Here is a 20,845-nt window from a genome sequence, read left to right as displayed (position 1 = left end):
CCCGCCCTCCGCCGGGCTTTGCCTCGGCGCGCGACTGCGTGCTAAGCGCAAGGCCATGCCCGCCCTTATCCTTCCCCTGATCGAAGCCGCACCGCATTGGCCCGACCGCGGCGCGCTTGTCGGCCTCGACCTCGGGACCAAGACCATCGGCGTTGCCGTCTCCGATCCGGACCGGCGGCTGGCGACCGGCGTCGAGACCATCCAGCGCAAGCAGTTCAAGGTCGATGCGGCACGGCTGCTCGCGATCGCGGCCGAGCGCAACGCCGCAGGCTTCGTGCTCGGGCTGCCGATCAACATGGACGGCAGCGAGGGGCCGCGCGCGCAATCGACCCGGGCATTCGCCCGCAACTTCGCCGGCCTCACCCCCCTTGCGATCGGGCTGTGGGACGAGCGGCTCTCGACTGCGGCGGTCGAGCGCGAGCTGATCGGGATGGACGTCAGCCGCGCCCGCCGCGCCGAGGTGATCGACGAGCACGCCGCGATCTTCATCCTGCAGGGTGCGCTGGACCGGCTCGCGAAGCTGCGCGGGGAGCGCTGATCATGGCCGTGGTGATCGCGGCGCTGCTGCCGGTGTTCCTCTTGATCGTGCTCGGCTTCGTCCTCAAGCGCACGCTGATGCCGCTCGATACGCAATGGCACGGGCTGGAGCGGCTGACCTATTACGTGCTGTTCCCGGTGCTCCTGGTGCAGACCCTGGTGAAGGCCGACCTGACCACGGTGCCGGTCGCGGGCGTCGGCGGCGCGCTGCTGCTCGCGGCGCTGGTGATGTCGCTATTCTGCCTCGCGCTGCGCGGCCCGCTGGCGCGCGCTGGCGTCGACGGCCCCGCCTTCACCTCGATCTTCCAGGGCGCGACCCGTTGGCAGACCTATGTCGCGCTTTCGGTGTCGCGCAATCTCTATGGCAGCACAGGCCTTGCCCTGGCTTCGGTCGCGATGGTCGCGATCATCCCGCTGGTCAATGTGTTCAGCGTCGCCGTGCTGGCGAAATATGCCACGTCCGAGAAGCGTTCGACCGGCGCCATCGTGATGACTGTCGTGCAGAACCCGCTGATCTGGGCCTGCGTCATCGGGCTCGTCATCAATGTCGCGCACATCCCGCTGCCACAGATCTGGTATGACGTCGCCGACGCGCTCGGCGGCTCGTCGCTGGCGATCGGCCTGCTCGTCACCGGGGCCGGGCTGCATCTGGAAGGCATCTTCCGGCCCAGCCTCGCTGCCAGCGCGGCATTGGTGCTCAAACTCGTGCTGATGCCGGTGCTGACGGTCGCGCTCGCGATGTGGTTCGGCGTCACCGGCTCCAATCTCGCCATCGTCGCGGCCTGCGCCGCGGTGCCGACCTCGCCGTCAGCCTATGTGCTGGCGCGCCAGATGGGCGGCGACGCGCCGCTACTCGCCCAGATCATCACGCTGCAGACAATTCTGGCCGCGATCACGATGCCGATCGTGATTGCCGCGGTGGGGCTTTAGAAGGCGTACCCGATCGGCCTTGAATATCGCCGCGCAATCGGTCGCTACCAGACTTCGCGATAGTTCGCGAATTTGCGCAAGATCTTGTCATAGCGGGCCGGTACGATCCAGGGCAACAGGAGCCTGAAGATCGCGTTCGGAAGCGGAGAGCGAAGCCGCACATAGAGGTCGAGCGGATCGAGATCATGCCGCATCCGGAATTTCGGTTCGTAGCTGAGACCCGTGCTTCGGAGCCACCTGTAACCGTTGGCGATCGCCCAATTCATCATGTCGCGAATGGTGTAGTAATAAAGATGAAGGTCGAGTGCGACAGCATAGTCGAGTCCGACATACTCCCAGAACAGACTGTCGCCTTCGACCATGCAAAGGCTGAAGGCGATCACCTTCCCGCCACGGCGCCAGATGAAGAAGCGGACCTTGTCCTTCATGTCACTGCCGAGCCGGCGGAGATAGTCGGCTGTCAGTTTCTCGAAACGGAATTTCGAGCGATCGAAGACCTGCAGGTAGAGCGGATAGATCTCGTCGACGGCATCCCTTGCGTCGTCGGTGACGGTAAGAGCTATGGTTTCACCGTCGGTTGCCTTGAATTTCTTGCGGAGCTGCCAGCGTGCCGATCGCGGCAGCGCATTTTGCATGTAGGCATCGAAGTCGTCGTGCTCGATATTGAGCGCCGTCATCGGCATGCTCGGCGCACGGGCGAAGCCGCGCCCGACAAAGCAATCCAGCACCGGCCGGTAGCGCGCAGGAAATTCCTTCAGGACGATGAGTTGCGCCCCGCACGATCGGGCGAGCGTGACGATTTCGCCGCAAAGAATCTCGGCGATCTTGCCGGACGGCACCGTGCTTGATCCGGCAAGATGCCCTTCACCGGCGAAGCATCCGACCATCAGGGTTCGCATTTTGAGAAACCCGGGAACGAACCCTCGGATGCGCGCCAGCAGCGGCTGCCATTGCGCTCCAAGTCCTTCGAGAACGTCCTGGTCGAGAAGAAAAAACGGCTGGACGGCATGGAGACAGCCTGCCCGGTCGATGATCGCGAAGTACCGGTACTCGACACGCTCACGGAGCGTATCCTCCAGTATCTCGTAGTAGCGGTGATCCTTGCGCAGGTCGGCGAAACTGGCCTCCCAAGCGGGACAACCGGCGATTTCGTCGCGCGTCACGATCTTTACGCGAAACGGCGCTGTAGCAGCCGCCCCGTCCGCTACGCTTGTTGTATCAGCCAGACTGACTGCGTCTGACGCCAACGCAATGCTCCGGGTGATGAAAAGTCTTTCAATACAGTATCAATGTACCTGATTTGGCCGCGGCCTCCTGTGCCATTCGCGCAACAAGTCATTACTTTCGAAGTTGCGTCTCTTTCGAGGCCCCGTCGGCGCCGAGCGGCGCGCGCCCTCCCGCAATAGACCGGCCCGCCGGTCCCAGCGACGTAGCACCACAACTCGCCCTTGCGCTTCAGCAAGAGCGAAGGCCCGCAACAATTGCGCGCGGCTCGTAGGCTTATGTTGATCGCCGCTATTTCCCGGTCGAACCGGCGAACGCCGTATCGAGCACATCCCCGATCGGCTGCCAGCTACGGCCATCGAACTGAAGCAACCGCAATTGCTCGACCGGTCGGAACTGAGCGGTGTTGATCTTGATGCCGGGGAGCAAGGCGGACGCCTGATAATCCCTGAGCGCCGCAGCCTGCTTCATGACGTTCTCGCGCGACAGGTCGTTGCCGCATTGCCTGAGCACCTCGACCATCGTTTCGGCGGCGGCATAGCCGTAGACTGCGGCCGCGTCATCCTTGCCGCCGGCTTTGGTGTACTTGTCCAGGAAGCTGTACCAGGCGCCCTGCTCCGCTCTCCAGGCCGGATCGCTCGCATCCTTCAGGAACGCGGCGGTGATGACGCCGGTCGCATTCTCCGTGCCGGCCCGCTTGAGCACCGTCTCGATCGATGACGCCATCTGGTTCACGACGAACACCGGCCGCCAGCCGTGGTCAGCCGCCGCGCGGATCACCTTGGCGGCATTTTCCGGCACTCCGGCAAACACAAAGACCTCGGCACCCGATTGCTTCAGGATCGAGACGTGGCCGTCCAGGTGCTGATCGTCGACATCATAGGCGATGTCGACCCTGATGTTGTGGGCGACGTCGCCCAGCCCTTGCACCAGTCCCTTGAACAATTCGCGCCCGAACTGGTCATTCTCCCAAAGCGCCACGATTTTCTTGCCGGGATAGAAAGCCTGGATGTAGTTCGCGTAGATGCGTCCCTCCTCGCGATACGAAGGCTGCCAGCCCATGGTCCACGGATAGGAGGCCGGCTCACTGAGCTCGTGATCGCCGGAAGCAACGAAAAGCTGGGGGATCTTGCGTTCGTTGAGATACTTCCGCACCGCGAGATTCCCCGGCGTGCCGAACGAACCGAACATCAAGAGCACATTGTCGGTCTCGACCAGAATTCGCGTGAGATCCATGGCGTTGGAGGGATCCGACAGATCGTCATAGGACATGAAGCGGATCTTGCGGCCATTGATGCCGCCGCGTTCGTTGATCATCTCGAAATAGGCGGCTTCCGCCTTGCCGATCTGGCCGAAAATCTCCAGCGCGCCGCTATACGGCATGACATTGCCGATGCGGATTTCGGTGTCGGTAACGCCCTGGTCGCGCACCTGCTGCGTGATGGCGCCGAGAGACGCCAGCGCGACGACGCCGGCCAGGAGTGCTCGGATCAAGATAGCCATGAGAAGAGCTCGCACGACGGCAGCCGCCGCTGCCTGGTTTCAGTCCGGCCCGCGCTCATTCATTGATCTAGATCATAGCACTCGGACGGGATGCTGGCATCCCCTTCGTCAGCCTTCCAATGGGCGGCGATGCGCCACTGCTTGTTCCGGATCATCGCGCTACAGACGGCTCCGGCGGCCATCACGATGCCGATCGTGTCGTCGCGATGGGGCGTTAAGCGTAAGGGCCTATCATGAAGCAGCTGACTATGTTCAAGGCCGAGTGAACGATCACAGTCAGCCAGGTCGAATTACTGCGCCAACGAAAGTAGCCCAGAGCGAGGCCGAAAATGAATAGACAAAAACGATAGGACCAATCGTACTGCGTGTGGTTGAGAGCCCAAACCAGTGATGTCAAGACGATGGCACCGACTGGTCCGAGGAAGGACTGCGACCATCCTCGAAACAAAAAGCCGCGGAAGACAAACTCCTCCATGATCGGCGCGGCCAAGCAGCAGCCGATCAGGAAGGTGAGCAAGCCAACCCGCCCCTGCACGTTCAGATTGGGAGCAGCCCAACTCGTGTCTGCTCCTACGAAAGCTAGAAAACAGCTCTCCACAATCAGCAGAACTGCCGCGATGGCCAATGCGAGAAAAAGCTCTCTTGAACTGGGCCAATTGAGCGCAAGGTACTCGGAAAAGCCCCGATCGAGCTTGCGGACGGCGACCCAAAGCACCGCAACAGCGGCTGGACTTCCGAGCACCAGACCTGCACCCTGCCAGCGTCCCTCGAGCCCGACCTGAGCAATCGGGATTGTCCCATACTGCGCGTGCATAAGGACAAGAACACCGAGCCCTCCCGTCAGAAGAAACGCGCCGTAGGCGAGAAGGCCAACAAGCGTCGTCTCCAGGAAATCCCATACCCGCGGCGATTTCGCCGAAGCCGGGACCGGCGCGTTGGCATTCTCGAAGTTCGACATATGGGATTCTTCTGCAACAACGTTGCAGCGAAGGTGGGCCTAGCTTCAACCTAGCATAGGGAACTCTCAGCCAGCCAGCCACCAGGTCTGGATCGTCGCCGCAAAATTGTTCAGCCCGTGCAGCAGGATGGTCAGCCAGGTCGAGCCGGTGCGGAAGCGCAAATAGCCGAACAGGAGGCCGATCGTCAGCACCTGGCAGAGGAAGAACCAGTCGTACTGCAGGTGCATCACCGTCCAGACGATCGACGACAGCAGGATCGCGCCATAGGGTCCGAGCGCGGATTCCGACCAGCCGCGGTAGAGCCAGCCGCGTGCGAACAGTTCCTCCCAGAGCGGCGCGGCCACGGCGAAGGCGATCACCAGGAGCCACAGTGCACTGTGCTCCTGCGCCGATTTCAGCACGTCGCCCATGAAGCCCGGCGACACCTCGCGGCCGGCGGCGCGGGACACCATGTCCCAGGCTCCGACCAGCACGACGAGCGCGACGATGCCGATGATCACGTTCTTCCACGACGTCCCGCGCAGCCCGAGGTAATCGGCGAACGGGATCCGGGTCCGGCGGATCGCGAACCACAGCACCAGCAGCACCATCGGCAGGCCGGCGAGGACCGAGAGCGAGATCGTCAGGCCGTCGGCGACCACATGAGTGATGCCGGCCGTCGACACCTCGCCGCCCTGCGCGACGATGCGCCAGACGATGACCGTGACCTGGCCGACGAACATCGCGGCGAAGATCAACAGGCCCCACAGCGCGGTGCCCCAGAATTTCCAGACCCGCGGGGGGAGCGGCGGCGGTTCGATCGCGGCAGTCGCGTCTTGCGGCGTGAGAGAATCCATCAGCGAACCTCGGCTCTATCAATTCGTCATGGCCGGGCTTGTCCCGGCCATCCACGTCTTTCCTTGCCCTGTCGAAGCAAAGACGTGGATGCCCGGCACAAGGTCGGGCATGACGGTGGTCAATGTGGTCATGGCAGCGCCCGCGCCAGCAGCGCGCGCTGATCGGCATCGGATAAGTCCACCGCGCCGTACATGCCGGCGTGGCGTTCGGCAAGCCGTGTCACCGCGAACAGTTCGGCGTTTTTCGGCGAGACCTGGTTGAGCGCCGCGGTTGCCGCCAGGAGCGCCAGCTGCTCGACCGCAAGCCGCGCGACGCGCTCGCTGTCCGGCCGCCGGAACGACTGCCCGATCGAGGCAACAGCCTCAGCGGCGCCGGGCAGGCCCCTGGTCTCCTTGGCGAGCGCGCGCAGCACCGCGAGCGCGGCATCGGCCTCGCGGCCGAGCGCGCGCAGCACGTCGAGGCACATCACGTTGCCGGACCCCTCCCAGATCGCGTTGACCGGCGACTCCCGGTAATGGCGCGCCAAAATGCCTTCCTCGACATAGCCATTGCCGCCGAGGCACTCCATCGCCTCATAGAGGAAGCCGGGCGCGCTCTTGCAGGTCCAGTATTTGATCGCCGGCGTCAGCAGCCGCATATAGGCGGCCTCGCCCGCATCGGCCGGCGCGTGATCGAAGGCACGGCAGAGCCGCATCACCAGCGCGATCGACGCCTCGACATGCAGCGCCATGTCCGACAGCACCGCCTGCATCAGCGGCTGGTCGGCGAGATGCTTCTGGAACACGCTGCGGTGCCGCGCGTGATGGAGCGCATGCGCCAGCCCCGAGCGCATCAGCCCGGCGGATGCGATCGCGCAATCCTGCCGCGTCAGCTGCACCATCTGGATGATGGTGCGGATGCCCTTGCCCTCCTCGCCGATCAGCTCGGCATAAGCGCCGTGGAATTCGACCTCCGACGAGGCATTGGAGCGGTTGCCGAGCTTGTCCTTCAGGCGCTGGAAGTGGATCGCGTTGACCGTGCCGTCGGACGCAAAGCGCGGCATGAAGAAGCAGCTCAGCCCATTCATGGTCTGCGCCAGCACCAGGAAGGCGTCGCACATCGGCGCCGACATGAACCATTTGTGCCCGGTGATGCGCCAGGCCCCGCCGTCGCGCTCGGCGCGCGTCATGTTGGCGCGCACATCCGTGCCGCCCTGCTTTTCCGTCATGCCCATGCCGAGGGTCATGCCGCGCTTGGTCCACCACGGCGCAAAGGTGGGATCGTAGGCGCGCGTTCCGATCACCGGCATCGTCTTCGCCAGAATGTCCGGCTGCGAGGCCAGCGCCGCGACCGAGGCGCGCGTCATCGTGATCGGGCAGAGATGGCCGGTCTCGACCTGGGAAGCGATGTAGAACTTTGCCGCACGCACCACCTCGGCCGCTCCGCCGGCCGGCTTGCCGTCGGCGCTCCAGGTCGAGTTGTGCACGCCTGCATGCGCGGAGTGCGCCATCAGCTCGTGATAGGCCGGATGAAACTCGACCTCGTCGCGGCGATTGCCCCTGGCATCGAACAAGCGCAGCTTCGGCGTGTTCTCGTTAGCGATGCGGCCGCGCTCCGCCATCGCGTCCGAGCCCCAATGCTTGCCAAAATCCGACAGCTCCGCCGTTGCCGCCGCCCCGCCATTGGCAGCGACTGCCGCGGCGAGCGGCACATCCGCCGTGAACAGGTCGACATTTTCGAACGGCGGCGACTGGTTGAAGACGTCGTGGGTGGCAAACGGAGCCTGCGTCATGGTCTCCTCGGCAACTGGTCTGCACGCATGCGGCCGGGACAACCGGCCTCTTCCGGCCGGGATCACGGGCCAGCCGCGGCGCGATGGAATCGGAGGATCATAAGCCTGCGAGCCGACGCGGGGCAGCGAAAAATGCGCATTCGGCCGCGTGCTGGTGAATCGGGGGTTATCGGGGTCCGCGCAGCCGATGTCCGCTCCGATCGCGGGGCGATATCGCAGCAGGGCCCATCAACGGACGCCCCTTGGGCTGTCCGCTATCATCAGCCGCCGCCGTACGGCCGGAACCGGCGATCCGGGCTGCCGTTCACCCGTTCCTCCGTGCGTCCGCCGCTCCTGCTGCAGGTTTTCCGCTCGGTTTCTGCAGCAACCAAATGCGCTCTGCGTTGTTGCAGTCCTAGCCATGCGCAGGGAAAAACAGGCAACCAATCACCAAGACGCGCTCTTTTAGGCCCTCCCAACCGAGAGAGAACTGATGATTGATAGATCTGAAACGCGCGGTACTGTGCGGAAACATCCCGGAATACTGAGAATATCCGCCATCGGCGTCGCCGGATTGCTCTCTGTCCTGATGCTCACCGCGGTGACGCCGCCGATCGTTGCGGATCAATCCGATCGTGCCGTGGTCAACGCCCCCGTTACGCTTTTGACCGCGCCGATCAGCGGCGAAGTCGGCCTGTTGACGGTGCTTCCGGGCCGGGACGTCCGCGATGGCGAAACGCTGGCGCGGATCAGCAATCCAAGGATCGATCGCGGGACGCTGATCGCGTTGCAGGAAAAGGCGTCCGACGCACGGCAGAAGCTCGATGCGACGCGCGCAAAGCACGAATCGGACTTCAACTATGTTTCGTCCCTCGATGGCGAGATTGCTGATCAGACCAGCCAGCTCAAGGGTCAGTTACAGTCGCGGATCGAGGAGCTTCGCGCCCGTGTTGCTCAATCCAACGCCGCGAGCGGTGAAAAGAAGGCCCTGGTCGACCGCCAGACCAATATGGTGACACGCAATGCCGCGAGTAACGACATGCTCCGGCCGACAACTCAGCAATATGCCGCGACCATACATGGTGCGGACGCAGAGGCCGCCAAGCTGAATCAGAAGATGGCACAGCTCAACGCCCTGAGCAGGGGTATCTATGTCGGCGAGGAACTGGTTGCTCTCAACAATCTGGCCCAGAAGCGCAGGGACATCGATCTCGACGCCACGCGGATGAAAATCGAGCAAAAGCAGCAAGCCGCAGTGCTTGCCGATCTCGAGCACCTGATCGACGCCGAAACGCGCAGGCTGGCGACGCTGGCGGATGCCGATGTCGTCGCGCGCGGCCAGGGCAAGGTCTCGAGCGTCGGCGCCGCGATGGGGCGGCATGTCAGCGCCGGTGATACTATCAGCTCCGTCATCGACTGCGACAAGCGCTTTGTCGTCGCCATCTTTTCCTACCGGCAGGGCCAGAGCATGATGCCCGGCACCCGCGTTCGCATCGACGGGAGTTCGTTGCGGTCCGGCGTCGTCACTGCGGTCGTACCGAAGACCAGCGACAAAGCCGATGAGCGCTTTGCCGTTCCGTTCCCGCAAACCGAGCGGCGCGAACTCTACGCCATCATCACGCCGGACCAGGCAGGCGACGGCGGACCGGTGCAGCAAACGGGGACCGCCGACGCGTCCGCCTGTCCGGTCGGCCAATGGGTGACGGTGACGCGCGAGAATGGTGTGGTCCCCTCGATGTCGGTCACTTGGCACCGGCTCGGCCACTACGTTGCGTCGTGGATCGGCGGCGACGCAGGCACCGCCGATACCGCGCAGAAGACGCCGCCGGATGCGGATGCCCGGCGCGCCGGTATCGCTCGTCTGCATGACGCTTTCCATGCCTCGGAGCCGCCGCAGCCGAAGGCCGACGACAACGAACCACCACCCGGAACTCGTGCCCTCGTATCGCAATGAAATCGGCCATCGCGATGATGCTGTGCGCGGCGATCGTGGGCGCGCCGGCGGCAGGCCACACGGCGCAAACCGCAAGCACGTTCTGCGCCGGGCTGAAAAAGGCGGTCGCGCCGCACAGCAGCGCGGCCGACGCGGTCTTCGTCCGCAGCTATGAGTCCGGCGAGGATGAAGCGGCCCTTCCCGCGGGTCTCGCCACGACGGCGTTCGTCTACGACAATGCGCTCGCCGTCATTGCGCTTGTTGCCTGCGGCAACGTGTCGGATGCAAGGCCAATCAGCAACGCGCTCAGCCGCGCCGCAGGCAACGACCGGAGCTTCGATGACGGCCGTGTGCGCAATGCCTATCGTGCCGGCGCGGTGAACCAGCCTATTCCCGATCTACCGGGCTGGTGGGACGGACATGCCAGGGTCTGGGCGGAGGATCCGGCGCAGGACGGCACCTCGACCGGAAACGTCGCCTGGGCTGCCTTGGCACTGCTGACGCTGCATCAGGCAACCCACGATCCTCGATATCTCGCCGACGCGGAGCGCCTGGTCGATTGGATGATCGGCGCAACCGCTTCCGAAAATGGCTTTTACGGCGGCTTTCACGGCTACGATCCGAAGCAGGTCAGGCTCACCTGGATGTCGACCGAGCACAACGCCGACGTTCACGCCGCCGCTCGCTGGCTGTTCCGCCTGACTGGCGAACGGAAATACGACAGCGCGGCAGGACAGGCGCGGCGGCTGCTCGATCGCGCCTTTCGCGGCGATCACTTCCTGCTTGGGACGAAGCCTGACGGCAGCCTCGCGGACGAGGGCCTGCTCGCGCTCGACGCGCAGCTTTGGCCGTGGATGGCGATGCCTGAATCGCCCGCAGCATGGAAGAGCGCGCTCGGCTTCGCAAAAGCGCGGCTCGGGGTCGACGGCGGTTTCGATTTCAACGGCGATCGCGACGGCCTCTGGGTGGAGGGCACCGCGCAGGCGGCCTTGGCCTACCGGATCAGCGGCGACCTACACGAGAGCGATCGACTGCTGGCAGACCTGAAGGCGGACCAGACGTCGTCCGGCCTGCTCAATGCGTCACGGCCGGCGCGGCTGACGACGGGATTATCGATCGATCCGACCAGCGGCGGCGATCCCGACTTTTTCTACTACCGCCGCCCGCATCTCGGCGCGACGGCGTGGGCCGCGCTGGCCGAAACCGGCTGGAATCCGTTCACCGGCAAAAGGATACGCTAATGTTCCCATCCGCCGCGGATATCGTGTCAGTCCTGACCATCGACGTCGGCATTTTGCTCGGGCTTCTGGTCATGGCTCGGCTGTTGGAGCCGTCGCATGCCAGCCACCGTACGCTGTTCGGGACGACCACGGCGGCCCTTCTCGTCATGTATGCGCTGTGGCGATGGAGCGATACGCTGCCGCCGTTCGAGTTATCGGCGCAAAGTCTTTGGCCGCGGCTCTTCATTGCGTTCGAGTTGCTCGCGATCCTCTACACGCTGATCTCGATCGTCATCCTGTTCCGCAGCACCGACCGCACCGCGCAGGCCGACGCCGCCCAGCAGCTTTTGGCCGCGGACAATCGCGATCCCGCCGTCGACGTCTTCATCTGCACCTATGACGAGCCGCTCGAAATCCTCCAGCGCTCGATCCTGGGCGCGCTGGCGCTCGACTATGCCAATGTGACGGTGTGGGTTCTCGATGACACGCGACGCGACTGGCTGCGGGACTATTGCGAGCGGGTCGGCGCACGCCATCTGACGCGGCCTGACAACAGGGGTGCCAAGGCCGGCAACCTCAACAACGGGTTGGCCGCGGCTGGCCGTGCGACCGCCGCGCCGGTCATTCTGGTGCTCGATGCGGATTTCGCGCCGCGGCGTGACTTCTTGAAACGCACGGTCGGCCTGCTGCTGTCCGATCCGGAGGTTGCGATCGTGCAGACCCCGCAGTTTTACTACAACGCCGATCCGATCCAGCATAATCTCCTGGCTGAGAAGAGCTGGGTCGACGATCAACGCTTCTTCTTCGACGTCTTTCAACCCGCCAAGGATGCGTGGGGCTGCGCGTTCTGCGTCGGCACCTCCTTCGTCGTTCGCCGCGACCGGCTCGACGAGATCGGCGGCTTTCCCGAACAGGCGATCTCGGAGGATATCAACCTCACTTACACCATGCTGGCGCGCGGCTATCGCACGGTCTGGCTGAACGAGCCGCTCAGTTTCGGACTTTCGGCCGAAGGCATCCCGGAATATGTCACTCAGCGCGCTCGCTGGTGCCTTGGCACCATACAGGTTGCCCTGCTGCGCAACGGACCGCTGTTCGGCCGCGGCTTCAGCTTCACCGAGCGCTGGCACTATGTGCACGGCGTGCTGAACTGGCTCTCCAAACCCTTCATGGTGCTGCTATTGATCGCACCGACGATCTATTGGTTCGGCGGGCTGCCCGCGTTCGAAGCCGATTATCATTCCTTCCTGCGCTATGGCATGCCGGCGCTGCTCGGACAGATTATCTACATGAGCTGGATATCGCGCGCGCGGACGCTGCCCTTGTTCATGGAGGCCACCCACGCCGTCACCTGCTTTGCGGTGACCGCAACGCTGCTCAGCGCTATCGTCAAGCCGTTCGGACGTCCCTTCAAGATCACCGACAAGGGAGGTGATCGATCGGCGCCGCGCATCCACTGGAAACTCGCCGCCATTTTCGGATTGATCGCGGCAAGCTCCGCCGCAAGCATCGTGTGGGCGTACGTCTCCCCGTACGGCGCCAGCGAGATTTCCTCGCTCGATTTCTTCAACATGCTGTGGGCGGCGATCGCGATGCTGATCGCCTTCATCGCGTTCCTGGTCTGCTTCGAGCTGCCTCGCTCCGGTCACATGTTCGAGACGGACGAACTGGTCTGGCTCTTCGGCGAAGGAAAAATCCTGTCGTGCCGCCTGCTCGCGATATCACCGGACTCGGTGCGGCTCTCGGGTCGGTCGGGCGAGGGGCTTGAGCTTGCCGGCTGGCGCTACAGAATTCACCTGGAGGAGCTGGGGTGGACCGACATTTCCATGGTCTCGCGATCCCGCCAAACCGTGCTGGCGCGGCTTGAGCCGAGCGCCGAACAGTATCAGCGTCTGGTGGTGTGGCTGTTCAGCGCGTCGCACGGCAACATCGCCGCCGTCGCCAGTCTTCGCGGTGTGCTGGGCGGATTGCTGCGCCGCGGGTTTATCGGCGCGTAGGACCAGCCTGCGCCCAAGCTCATCGCGTTCAGATGCTGCCATGCTTGGGCGCATGGCGGCCGAGCCAGCGGTCGACCCAGTCATTGACGCGGGTCCGGTTCGCCTCCTTCCTGGAAGCCTGGACAGGAAAAATGTCGCCGCTGCTCAATTGCCGGTTATCGGGATAGGCCGCCAACTGCAGGTTGGACTCATGCGCGGCGCCGTCCACCGGCGAGATGTAGGCAAACCGGATCTCGATCTTGTGCTTGATGTCGGCGCCCTGCCATTTCGGATGATGGCGTGCCAGCAGCTCGGTAAGCTCGCACGGCAACAGATCGGAGGTCGAGCTCCGCGACCCCTCGGTCTTCTCCATGTAGCATTGTTCCTTGACGCTGCTGACGCGCGCGTCGATCGGCCGGAAGTTCAGCCGCTTGTCGAGCTCGCTATAGACATAGAAGCTCGCGACGGCGACAGCGATCATAGCGTAGAGGCCAAGGCGCATGGTTGTGCTTCCGTCCTGTCGAACCGCGTCGGTCAGATCGAACGCGTCTTGTCCGCCTTGGTCTTGGAGGCGAGGACAGGAAACACGTCCCCGGCGCGCAGCGGCTTGCCATTGGGGAAATAGGACATCTGCAGGCTCGACTGGTGGGTGGCTCCGTCGACCGGCGAGACATAGACGACCTTCACCTCGATCTTGTGCTTCACGTCATAGCCCTGCCACTTGGGATGCTCCTTGCGCAGCAGCTCGGCAATCTCGCAGCGGGTCAGATCGGAGGTCGATGTCGTCTTGGTGATGACCCCGCGCTCGACCTTTTCCAGATAGCATTGCTCGCTGACGCCGCTGATGCGGGCATCGACGCGCTGATAATTCGCGCTCTTGTCGTGTCGATCATAGATCAAGACGCCGGCGACGCCGACGACAACAATTGCAATGGCTGCGAAACGCATGCTGCATGCTCCCGTGTTGCCGGCACTTCATACGGCCACAATTAAGGAGTGTTGAAAGGTCGCTCAGCTACTTTTGCGATGGCAAGCGTCGTCTTGCGAAAATGCTTCGGATTTGAGGAAAATCCTGCGCTGGAGCTTCGGTTCTGATTGATCGGAATCGAAGCTCCAGTCTTTGTTCCGACGCGTTTTCTTCAACGCGAACCGGAGTCCACTTCGCTCGAAAACGCGCTACCGCGCCCGGACGATCGGGAAGTCGTAGGCCGGCCCGCCTGCCCCCGGCAGCGAAAAGTGCCACCATTCCTTGGCATAGTTCGCGAACCCTTGCCGGGCCATCGCCGCGACCAGCATGGCGCGCCAGCGTCTCTGCGCCGGCGTGATCGAGCTCGTCGCGGTGTGGGCCTTGACGTCGGAACAGTCGTAGCCGGTGCCCATGTCGACGCTGCCCTCGGGGGCGCGCGCGGCGGCCGGCGCGGTGCAGTCGGCATAGTCCCTGGCCGGATCGAACTTGCGCGAATTGTCGGCGCCAAGATCGACCAGCGTGAGATCGACCGCGGCCCCGGTCGAATGGCCCGAATGGGTGGCGATGTAGCCGAGGCGGAACAGGTCCGTCTTCGAAAAGGCCGGGTTGTAGCGCCGCTCGGCGGCGGTCTCGGTGCCGTTCTTCGACCATGCCACCATGTCGGCGACGGCGCGAGCCGGCCGGTAGCAATCGAACATCTTCAGCGACAGTCTTTGCCGGGCCAGTTCCTGCTGCACGGCCTTGAGCCGAAGCCCGACCTCCCGCTTCACCACGCATTCCGCCGCGCCATAGCCCGCGAGCGGCCGGCCCATGAAATTGTTCGCGCCGGCGTAGCGGATGTCCTGGATGATGGTCGGATCGATGTCGCGAAGGAACGCGAAGTCGCCGGGCAAGTTCTGAGCGAAGGCAGGCGAGATCGCCCCCGGGATCAATGCGATGGCCATCCATGCGATCACGACAATTTTCACGAGGTCTCGCTCCGGCGTCACGGCCGGGTATAGCCCGTCAGGAGGACGGCGTCGCTGCCGCTCCGCCTGTGCCCCGCCATCCACGTCTTGTTCCGGAAACCCCCGCAAAAGCAAGGCGCGGATGTCCCGCGGCGAGCCCCGGCAGGACCGCCGGGAAGGCGGCGATATCTTACTCGGGGAAAACTCCCGCGAGCCCTCTTCGCGCTTGCCCCACCGGCCATCCGCGCCTATAGCTCTCGCTTTAATGACCCCATCATTGAAATCGACTTTTGTCCTCGGTCACCGGCATCTGCTGGGCATCGAGGGCCTTTCCGCTGACGACATCACGGGCCTGCTCGACCTCTCCGAGGAGTATGTCGAGCTCAACCGCCAGGTCGACAAGAAGCGCGCCAGCCTGCGCGGCCGTACCCAGGTCAATCTGTTCTTCGAGGCCTCGACCCGGACCCAGTCCTCGTTCGAGATCGCCGGAAAACGCCTGGGCGCCGACGTCATGAACATGTCGGTGTCATCGATGTCGACCCGCAAGGGCGAGACCCTGATGGACACCGCGGTGACACTGAACGCGATGCACCCGGACATTCTCGTGGTACGCCACCACGCCTCCGGCGCGGTCGAGCTTCTGGCGCGCAAGGTTGACGGTTCCGTGATCAACGCCGGCGACGGCAGCCACGAGCACCCGACCCAGGCGCTGCTCGACGCCCTGACGATCCGCCGCAACAAGGGCCGGCTCGAGGGGCTGACGATCGCGATCTGCGGCGACGTGCTGCATTCGCGCGTGGCGCGCTCCAACATCTTCCTGCTCAACACGATGGGCGCGCGCGTCCGCGTGGTGGCCCCCTCCACGCTGCTGCCGCCCGGCATCGAGCGGATGGGCGTCGAGGTCGCGCGCGACATGCGCGAGGGGCTGAACGGCGCCGACATCGTGATGATGCTGCGGCTGCAGCGTGAGCGCATGAACGGCTCCTTCGTGCCGTCGTCGGGCGAGTATTTCCACTATTTCGGCCTCGACCAGAAGAAGCTCGGCTATGCCAAGCCGGATGCGCTGGTGATGCATCCCGGCCCGATGAACCGCGGTGTCGAGATCGACACCTTCGTCGCCGACGGCGCGCAGTCGCTGATCCGTGAACAAGTTGAAATGGGTGTGGCAGTGCGCATGGCGGTGCTGGAAGCGCTCGCCCGCAACCTGCCGAACGCGTGAGACCGATGCTGACCGACCGCCGCCCCATCCTGCTCGCCAACGCCCGCGTCATCGATCCGTCGCGCGATTTCGACGGTCCGGGCGATGTCCTGATTGCCGACGGCGTGATCCGTGACGCCAAGCGCGGCATCGGCGCCGCCGGCGTCCCCGAAGGCACCGACATCGTCAATTGCGCCGGCAAGATCGTGGCCCCCGGCCTGATCGACATGCGCGCCTTTGTCGGCGAGCCCGGCGCCAGCCATCGCGAGACTTTCGCCTCCGCCAGCCAGGCCGCCGCGGCCGGCGGCATCACCACCATCATCTGCCAGCCCGACACCTCGCCGGTGATCGACAATTCGGCGACCGTCGACTTCGTGCTGCGCCGGGCCCGCGACACCGCGATCGTCAACATCCATCCGATGGCGGCGCTGACCAAGGGCATGCAGGGCCAGGAGATGACCGAGATCGGCCTGCTCAAGGCCGCCGGCGCCGTCGCCTTCACCGACGGCGACCGCAGCGTCACCAACGCCCAGGTGATGCGGCGCGCGCTGACCTATGCCCGCGATTTCGACGCGCTGATCGTGCATCACACCGAGGATCCGAATCTGGTGGGCGAAGGCGTGATGAACGAGGGCGAATTCGCCACAAGGCTCGGCCTCGCCGGCATTCCCACCGCGGCCGAGTCGATCATGCTCGAACGCGACATGCGGCTCGCAGGCTTGACCGGCGGGCGCTATCACGCAGCCTCGCTGACCTCGATCGAGTCGCTGGAGATCCTCAAGCGCGCCCGCGACGCCGGCCACAATGTCTCGGCCTCGGTCTCGATCAATCACGTGACGCTGAACGAGAACGACATCGGCCCCTACCGCACCTTCCTCAAGCTGGCCCCGCCGCTGCGCACCGAGGAGGACCGCAAGGCGCTGGTCGCGGCGCTGGCCTCCGGGCTGATCGACGTCGTGATGAGCGACCACAATCCGCAGGACGTCGAGGTCAAGCGGCTGCCGTTCGCGGAAGCGGCGAGCGGCGCAGTCGGCCTGCAGACCATGCTGCCGGCGGCGCTGCGGCTGATCCACAATGGCGAGATGGACTTCAAGACGCTGATCCGGGCGATGTCGACACGGCCGGCGGAGCTGCTCGGCCTGGCCGGCGGCACGCTGCGCGCGGGCGCGCCGGCCGACGTCATCGTGATCGACGCCGACACGCCCTGGGTCCTCGACCGCGACGATCTCAAATCACTGTGCAAGAACACGCCGTTCGACGACGCCCGCTTCTCGGGCCGCGTGACGCGGACGATCGTCGGCGGACGGACCGTTTACGAGCACGTCTGAAACTGGGGTGGAACTTAGCGCGACGCGAGTTGCGACATCGCTTCCATCGTTGTGCCAACGACGATGGCCGCGACGTAAACGACAAAGAAAAACTGCTCCAGCCGCCTGCGAACAGAAGCCATGATAAGCTCCCTCATTACCAAGGCCATGGTGCGGATTTATGGTTAATATTTCATTGACGGCACTGCCCCGTTCGGGCCGGACCGCTCCAGGGAACCACTGCGATGTCTGCTGATGGGCTGCTGCCGCTCGCCTTCCTGATCGGCTACCTGCTGGGCTCGATCCCGTTCGGCATGGTGCTGACCAGGATGGCCGGCACGCAGGATCTGCGCACGGTCGGCTCGGGCAATATCGGCGCCACCAATGTGCTGCGCACCGGCCGCAAGGGCCTCGCCGCGGCGACGCTGCTCGGCGACATGTTGAAGGGCACCGTCGCCGTCATCATCGCCGGCACCATCGACGGCCCGAACGCGGCGATGCTGGCGGCGCTGGGGGCTTTCCTCGGCCACCTCTTCCCGGTCTGGCTCAAGTTTCGCGGCGGCAAGGGTGTCGCGACCTATCTCGGCGTGCTGCTCGGCCTGTTCTGGCCGGCGGCGCTGATCTTCGCCGTGATCTGGCTCGGCACCGCCTACACCACGCGCTACTCGTCGCTGTCGGCGCTGATCGCCGCGTTCGTGACGCCGCTGTTCCTGTGGTGGTTCGGCCATAACGCGCTCGCCTCGCTGTTCGCCGTGCTGACGCTGCTGCTGTTCTACATGCACCGCGAGAACATCCAGCGCCTGCAGGCCGGTACCGAGGGCAAGATCGGCGAGCGGAAGTGACGTATGTCATTCCGGGGCATCGCGCACGATGAACCTCAGGTGCGCAATTGCGCACCGGGGAATCCAGAAGTTGTGGGGCGAGATTCCGGGTTCGATGCGGCGCATCGCCCCGGAATGACTAGGCCTACCGCTTCAGCGCGTCCTCGACAAAGCTCGCGGCCGCCAGCGCTTTGGCATCATCGCCAAACCCCGCGATCACGGTGACGCCGACCGGCAATCCGCCCTCGGCGGTCAGTGTCGACACGTTGACGCAGGGCACGCCCATCAAGGTCCAGAGCCGGTTGTAACGGGGATCGCCGGTCGACGCCAAACCCTCGGGTGCCGCGCCCGGTGCCGACAGCGTCAGCAGCACGTCGACCTCGGTGAGGATCGTGGCCAGCGCCAGCCGTGCGCGCAGCGTGACGTCTATCGCCGCGTCGTATTCGGCCGGCGTGCCACCCTTGCTCTCGTCGAGCCGGCCGCGCAGCAGCGGCGGCATCGCATCGTAGTTCTGGCCGTATTCCCAGGCGAACGACTGATGCGCCTCGAACTCCTGCACCACCGGATGAATCCGCCACGCCTCCGCGACGACCTCGGGCATCGCGAGTTCGCGCACGGTCGCACCGGCCTGCTCCGCCGCACGCGCGGCCTTCTGCAACGCCTCCGCGCCGGAAGGTTCAGGCGCGCCGGCGAAGGCCTGCGTGACGACGCCGATGCGCGGCGCGGAAACCTTCGACGGCACCACCAGCTCGGGCCGCTTCGTCATCGCAGCGAGCCCCAGCGCGACGTCGCGCACGCCGGCGCCGAACAGCCCGACGGTATCGAGCGTCCAGGAGAAGCATTTCACGCCGACGGTCGGCAGCAGCCGGTAGCTCGGCTTGATCGCGGCGACGCCGCAGAACGAGGCCGGCCGGATCACCGAGCCGCCGGTCTGCGTGCCGAGCGCGAGCGGGATCATCCCGGCGGCGACCGCGGCGGCCGAGCCCGACGACGAGCCGCCCGGCGTGTGCGCGTGATTGTGCGGATTGAGCGTTGCGGTCGGATCGTTCGCCGCGAATGCCGTCGTCGTGGTCTTGCCGATGATGGTGGCGCCGGCCTGCTTCAGCGCCATCACGACCGGAGCGTCGGCGCGCGGCCGATGCCCGCGATAGATCGCGGCGCCCATCTCGGTCGGGAGGTCAGCGGTATCGATGATGTCCTTGATGCCGACTGCAATTCCACGCAACGGCCCGGCCTGTTGCCCACGCGCCGTCTCGTCGAGGCGGACGAAGGCGCCGATAGTCTTGTCCTGCGCCGCGATGGCGTCCCGCGTCTGCGTGATGGCGACATCGGTGGACAATTCGCCGGAGGCGATGCGGCGTTGGAGATCGGCAAGCGAAATCATCGGCGGACTTCCTGTTTCTTGACGGTTTTTGGCGGCTTCTTGCCAAGCGCTTTTAGCGCGTCGCGCGCGGCTGCGCCAATGTCGCAGTTGATCACAATCTCAGGTTGGGCGAAGCTGGGCCCCGTATGCATGACCGCTCGCCCAGCCCTCCAAAACTCACCGACACCGAACGGCTCAACCGCCTGCGGCTGATCCGCTCCGACAATGTCGGCCCGCGCACCTTTGCATCGCTGCTCCGCCATTTTGGCGATGCGGCGCACGCGCTGGAGCGCCTGCCTGACCTCGCGCGCCGCGGCGGCGCCTCCGGCCCCGGGCGGATCTGCAGCGAGGCCGACGCCGCCGCCGAGCTCGCGGCCTGCCGCAAATTCGGCATCGATCTCGTCGCGCCGGAGGAAGCGCACTATCCGGCGCGGCTTGCCACTATCGACGACGCGCCGCCGCTGCTTGCCGTGCGCGGCGCGCGCGATACCCTGACGCGGCCGATGATCGCGATCGTCGGCTCCCGCAATGCCTCCGGCGCCGGGTTGAAATTTGCAGGCACCCTGGCGCGCGATCTTGGCGATGCCGGCTTTGTCGTGATCTCGGGCCTCGCCCGCGGCATCGATCAGGCAGCGCACCGCGCCACCGTTGCCAGCGGCACGGTCGCCGTGCTCGCCGGCGGCCACGACAGGATCTATCCGCCGGAGCACGAGGATCTGCTGGCCGCCCTGCTCGAGCGCGGCGCGGCGATCTCGGAGATGCCGCTCGGCCATGTGCCGCGGGCGCGCGACTTTCCCCGTCGCAACCGTTTGATCTCGGGCGCCTCGCTCGGCGTCGTGATCGTCGAGGCCGCGCATCGCTCGGGCTCGCTGATCACGGCGCGGATGGCGGCCGAACAGGGCCGCGAGGTGTTCGCCGTGCCGGGTTCGCCGATCGATCCGCGCGCCGCCGGCGCCAACGACCTGATCAAGCAAGGCGCCACCTTGGTCACCGAAGCCGCCGACGTCATCAGCGCGGTGACGCCGATCATGGAGCGGCCGGTGATGCTTGGCGCGCGCGAGGACGACGAGCCGCTGGACTTTGCCACTGATAGCGGCGATCGCGCCCGCATCATCGACCTGCTCGGACCGAGCCCGATCAGCCTCGACGATCTGATCCGGATGGCCGACGTGTCGCCGGCCGTTGTCCGCGCCGTGCTGCTCGAGCTCGAGCTCGCCGGCAGGCTCGAACGCCACGGCGGCGGGCTGGTGTCGATGATTTGACGAGCTGAATATCTCGCTCGCGCAAACGCCTGTCCGTCATCCTGAGGAGCGCGCAGCGCGTCTCGAAGGATCGACGGCCCGACTGGTGGCCGTGCATCCTTCGAGACGCCT

The 20,845-nt window shown here is 65.1% G+C and carries 18 protein-coding genes; 9 read left to right on the top strand and 9 right to left on the bottom strand.

Annotation, left to right across the window (positions count from 1 at the left end):
- Positions 1 to 55 precede the first annotated feature (55 nt).
- Together ruvX and J2R76_RS05045 are read left to right on the top strand one after the other, a co-directional pair.
- The gene (gene ruvX, locus J2R76_RS05050) at positions 56 to 538 is read left to right on the top strand and encodes a Holliday junction resolvase RuvX (RefSeq protein ID WP_253623787.1); all 483 of its coding nucleotides are present in this window, start codon (positions 56 to 58) and stop codon (positions 536 to 538) included.
- 2 nt (positions 539 to 540) lie between these two features.
- Positions 541 to 1,467 carry an AEC family transporter gene (locus tag J2R76_RS05045; RefSeq protein WP_253623786.1) on the top strand — a complete coding sequence of 309 codons (927 nt, stop codon included), beginning with the start codon at positions 541 to 543 and terminating at the stop codon, positions 1,465 to 1,467.
- A 44-nt stretch (positions 1,468 to 1,511) separates the two neighbouring features.
- On the opposite strand, the gene J2R76_RS05040 is transcribed toward J2R76_RS05045, so the two are convergent.
- The 5 genes from J2R76_RS05040 to J2R76_RS05020 all read right to left on the bottom strand — a co-directional run bounded on the left by J2R76_RS05040 (position 1,512) and on the right by J2R76_RS05020 (position 7,761).
- A complete protein-coding gene (locus J2R76_RS05040; RefSeq protein WP_256520381.1) occupies positions 1,512 to 2,714 on the bottom strand; it encodes a GNAT family N-acetyltransferase in 1,203 nt (400 codons plus the stop codon).
- A gap of 268 nt (positions 2,715 to 2,982) precedes the next feature.
- Positions 2,983 to 4,194 carry an ABC transporter substrate-binding protein gene (locus tag J2R76_RS05035; protein WP_253623785.1) on the bottom strand — a complete coding sequence of 404 codons (1,212 nt, stop codon included), beginning with the start codon at positions 4,192 to 4,194 and terminating at the stop codon, positions 2,983 to 2,985.
- 214 nt (positions 4,195 to 4,408) lie between these two features.
- Positions 4,409 to 5,152, bottom strand: coding sequence for a CPBP family intramembrane glutamic endopeptidase (locus J2R76_RS05030; RefSeq protein ID WP_057020779.1), 744 nt, complete (start codon positions 5,150 to 5,152; stop codon positions 4,409 to 4,411).
- A gap of 66 nt (positions 5,153 to 5,218) precedes the next feature.
- Positions 5,219 to 5,989, bottom strand: coding sequence for a CPBP family intramembrane glutamic endopeptidase (locus tag J2R76_RS05025; protein WP_141341898.1), 771 nt, complete (start codon positions 5,987 to 5,989; stop codon positions 5,219 to 5,221).
- Between the two features lie 128 nt (positions 5,990 to 6,117).
- On the bottom strand, positions 6,118 to 7,761 hold the full coding sequence (locus J2R76_RS05020; RefSeq protein ID WP_253623784.1) for an acyl-CoA dehydrogenase family protein: 1,644 nt from the start codon (positions 7,759 to 7,761) through the stop codon (positions 6,118 to 6,120).
- Between the two features lie 580 nt (positions 7,762 to 8,341).
- Between J2R76_RS05020 and J2R76_RS05015 the strand changes: the two genes are divergently transcribed.
- The 3 genes from J2R76_RS05015 to J2R76_RS05005 are packed head-to-tail and all read left to right on the top strand — an operon-like array spanning position 8,342 to position 12,890.
- A complete protein-coding gene (locus J2R76_RS05015) occupies positions 8,342 to 9,694 on the top strand; it encodes an HlyD family efflux transporter periplasmic adaptor subunit (RefSeq protein ID WP_253623783.1) in 1,353 nt (450 codons plus the stop codon).
- A complete protein-coding gene (locus tag J2R76_RS05010) occupies positions 9,691 to 10,914 on the top strand; it encodes a hypothetical protein (RefSeq protein WP_253623782.1) in 1,224 nt (407 codons plus the stop codon). Before J2R76_RS05015 ends, J2R76_RS05010 begins: the two co-directional genes overlap by 4 nt.
- Complete coding sequence (locus J2R76_RS05005; protein WP_253590048.1) at positions 10,914 to 12,890, top strand: glycosyltransferase family 2 protein; 1,977 nt, start codon at positions 10,914 to 10,916, stop codon at positions 12,888 to 12,890. The genes J2R76_RS05010 and J2R76_RS05005 overlap by 1 nt, the downstream gene beginning before the upstream one ends.
- A 28-nt stretch (positions 12,891 to 12,918) precedes the next feature.
- Here the strand turns inward: J2R76_RS05005 and J2R76_RS05000 are convergent, their stop codons facing one another.
- From J2R76_RS05000 to J2R76_RS04990, 3 genes are all read right to left on the bottom strand, one after another.
- Positions 12,919 to 13,371, bottom strand: a complete 453-nt coding sequence (locus tag J2R76_RS05000; protein WP_168858162.1) for a hypothetical protein — start codon at positions 13,369 to 13,371, stop codon at positions 12,919 to 12,921.
- A gap of 32 nt (positions 13,372 to 13,403) precedes the next feature.
- The gene (locus J2R76_RS04995) at positions 13,404 to 13,817 is read right to left on the bottom strand and encodes a hypothetical protein (RefSeq protein ID WP_092078151.1); all 414 of its coding nucleotides are present in this window, start codon (positions 13,815 to 13,817) and stop codon (positions 13,404 to 13,406) included.
- Between the two features lie 228 nt (positions 13,818 to 14,045).
- Complete coding sequence (locus tag J2R76_RS04990; protein ID WP_253590627.1) at positions 14,046 to 14,780, bottom strand: M15 family metallopeptidase; 735 nt, start codon at positions 14,778 to 14,780, stop codon at positions 14,046 to 14,048.
- 268 nt (positions 14,781 to 15,048) lie between these two features.
- Here J2R76_RS04990 and J2R76_RS04985 point away from each other — a divergent pair, with 268 nt between their 5' ends.
- The 3 genes from J2R76_RS04985 to plsY all read left to right on the top strand — a co-directional run bounded on the left by J2R76_RS04985 (position 15,049) and on the right by plsY (position 18,130).
- Positions 15,049 to 16,002 carry an aspartate carbamoyltransferase catalytic subunit gene (locus J2R76_RS04985; RefSeq protein WP_026192854.1) on the top strand — a complete coding sequence of 318 codons (954 nt, stop codon included), beginning with the start codon at positions 15,049 to 15,051 and terminating at the stop codon, positions 16,000 to 16,002.
- A 5-nt stretch (positions 16,003 to 16,007) separates the two neighbouring features.
- Complete coding sequence (locus tag J2R76_RS04980) at positions 16,008 to 17,309, top strand: dihydroorotase (protein ID WP_057020787.1); 1,302 nt, start codon at positions 16,008 to 16,010, stop codon at positions 17,307 to 17,309.
- A 224-nt stretch (positions 17,310 to 17,533) separates the two neighbouring features.
- Positions 17,534 to 18,130 (top strand): glycerol-3-phosphate 1-O-acyltransferase PlsY, encoded by a 597-nt coding sequence (gene plsY / locus J2R76_RS04975; RefSeq protein ID WP_076834465.1) that lies wholly within the window; start codon positions 17,534 to 17,536, stop codon positions 18,128 to 18,130.
- Positions 18,131 to 18,254: 124 nt separating this feature from the next.
- Here plsY and J2R76_RS04970 read toward each other — a convergent pair whose 3' ends face one another.
- On the bottom strand, positions 18,255 to 19,493 hold the full coding sequence (locus J2R76_RS04970) for an amidase (protein ID WP_253623781.1): 1,239 nt from the start codon (positions 19,491 to 19,493) through the stop codon (positions 18,255 to 18,257).
- A gap of 125 nt (positions 19,494 to 19,618) precedes the next feature.
- On the opposite strand from J2R76_RS04970, the gene dprA reads away from it, so the two are divergent.
- On the top strand, positions 19,619 to 20,734 hold the full coding sequence (dprA, locus tag J2R76_RS04965; protein WP_057020790.1) for a DNA-processing protein DprA: 1,116 nt from the start codon (positions 19,619 to 19,621) through the stop codon (positions 20,732 to 20,734).
- Positions 20,735 to 20,845 lie beyond the last annotated feature (111 nt).

Source organism: Bradyrhizobium sp. USDA 4532 (genome assembly GCF_024171315.1).
GTDB lineage: Bacteria > Pseudomonadota > Alphaproteobacteria > Rhizobiales > Xanthobacteraceae > Bradyrhizobium > Bradyrhizobium australafricanum.
Note: the sequence above shows the minus strand (reverse complement) of the source record. Positions and strands in the feature narration are given on the sequence as shown.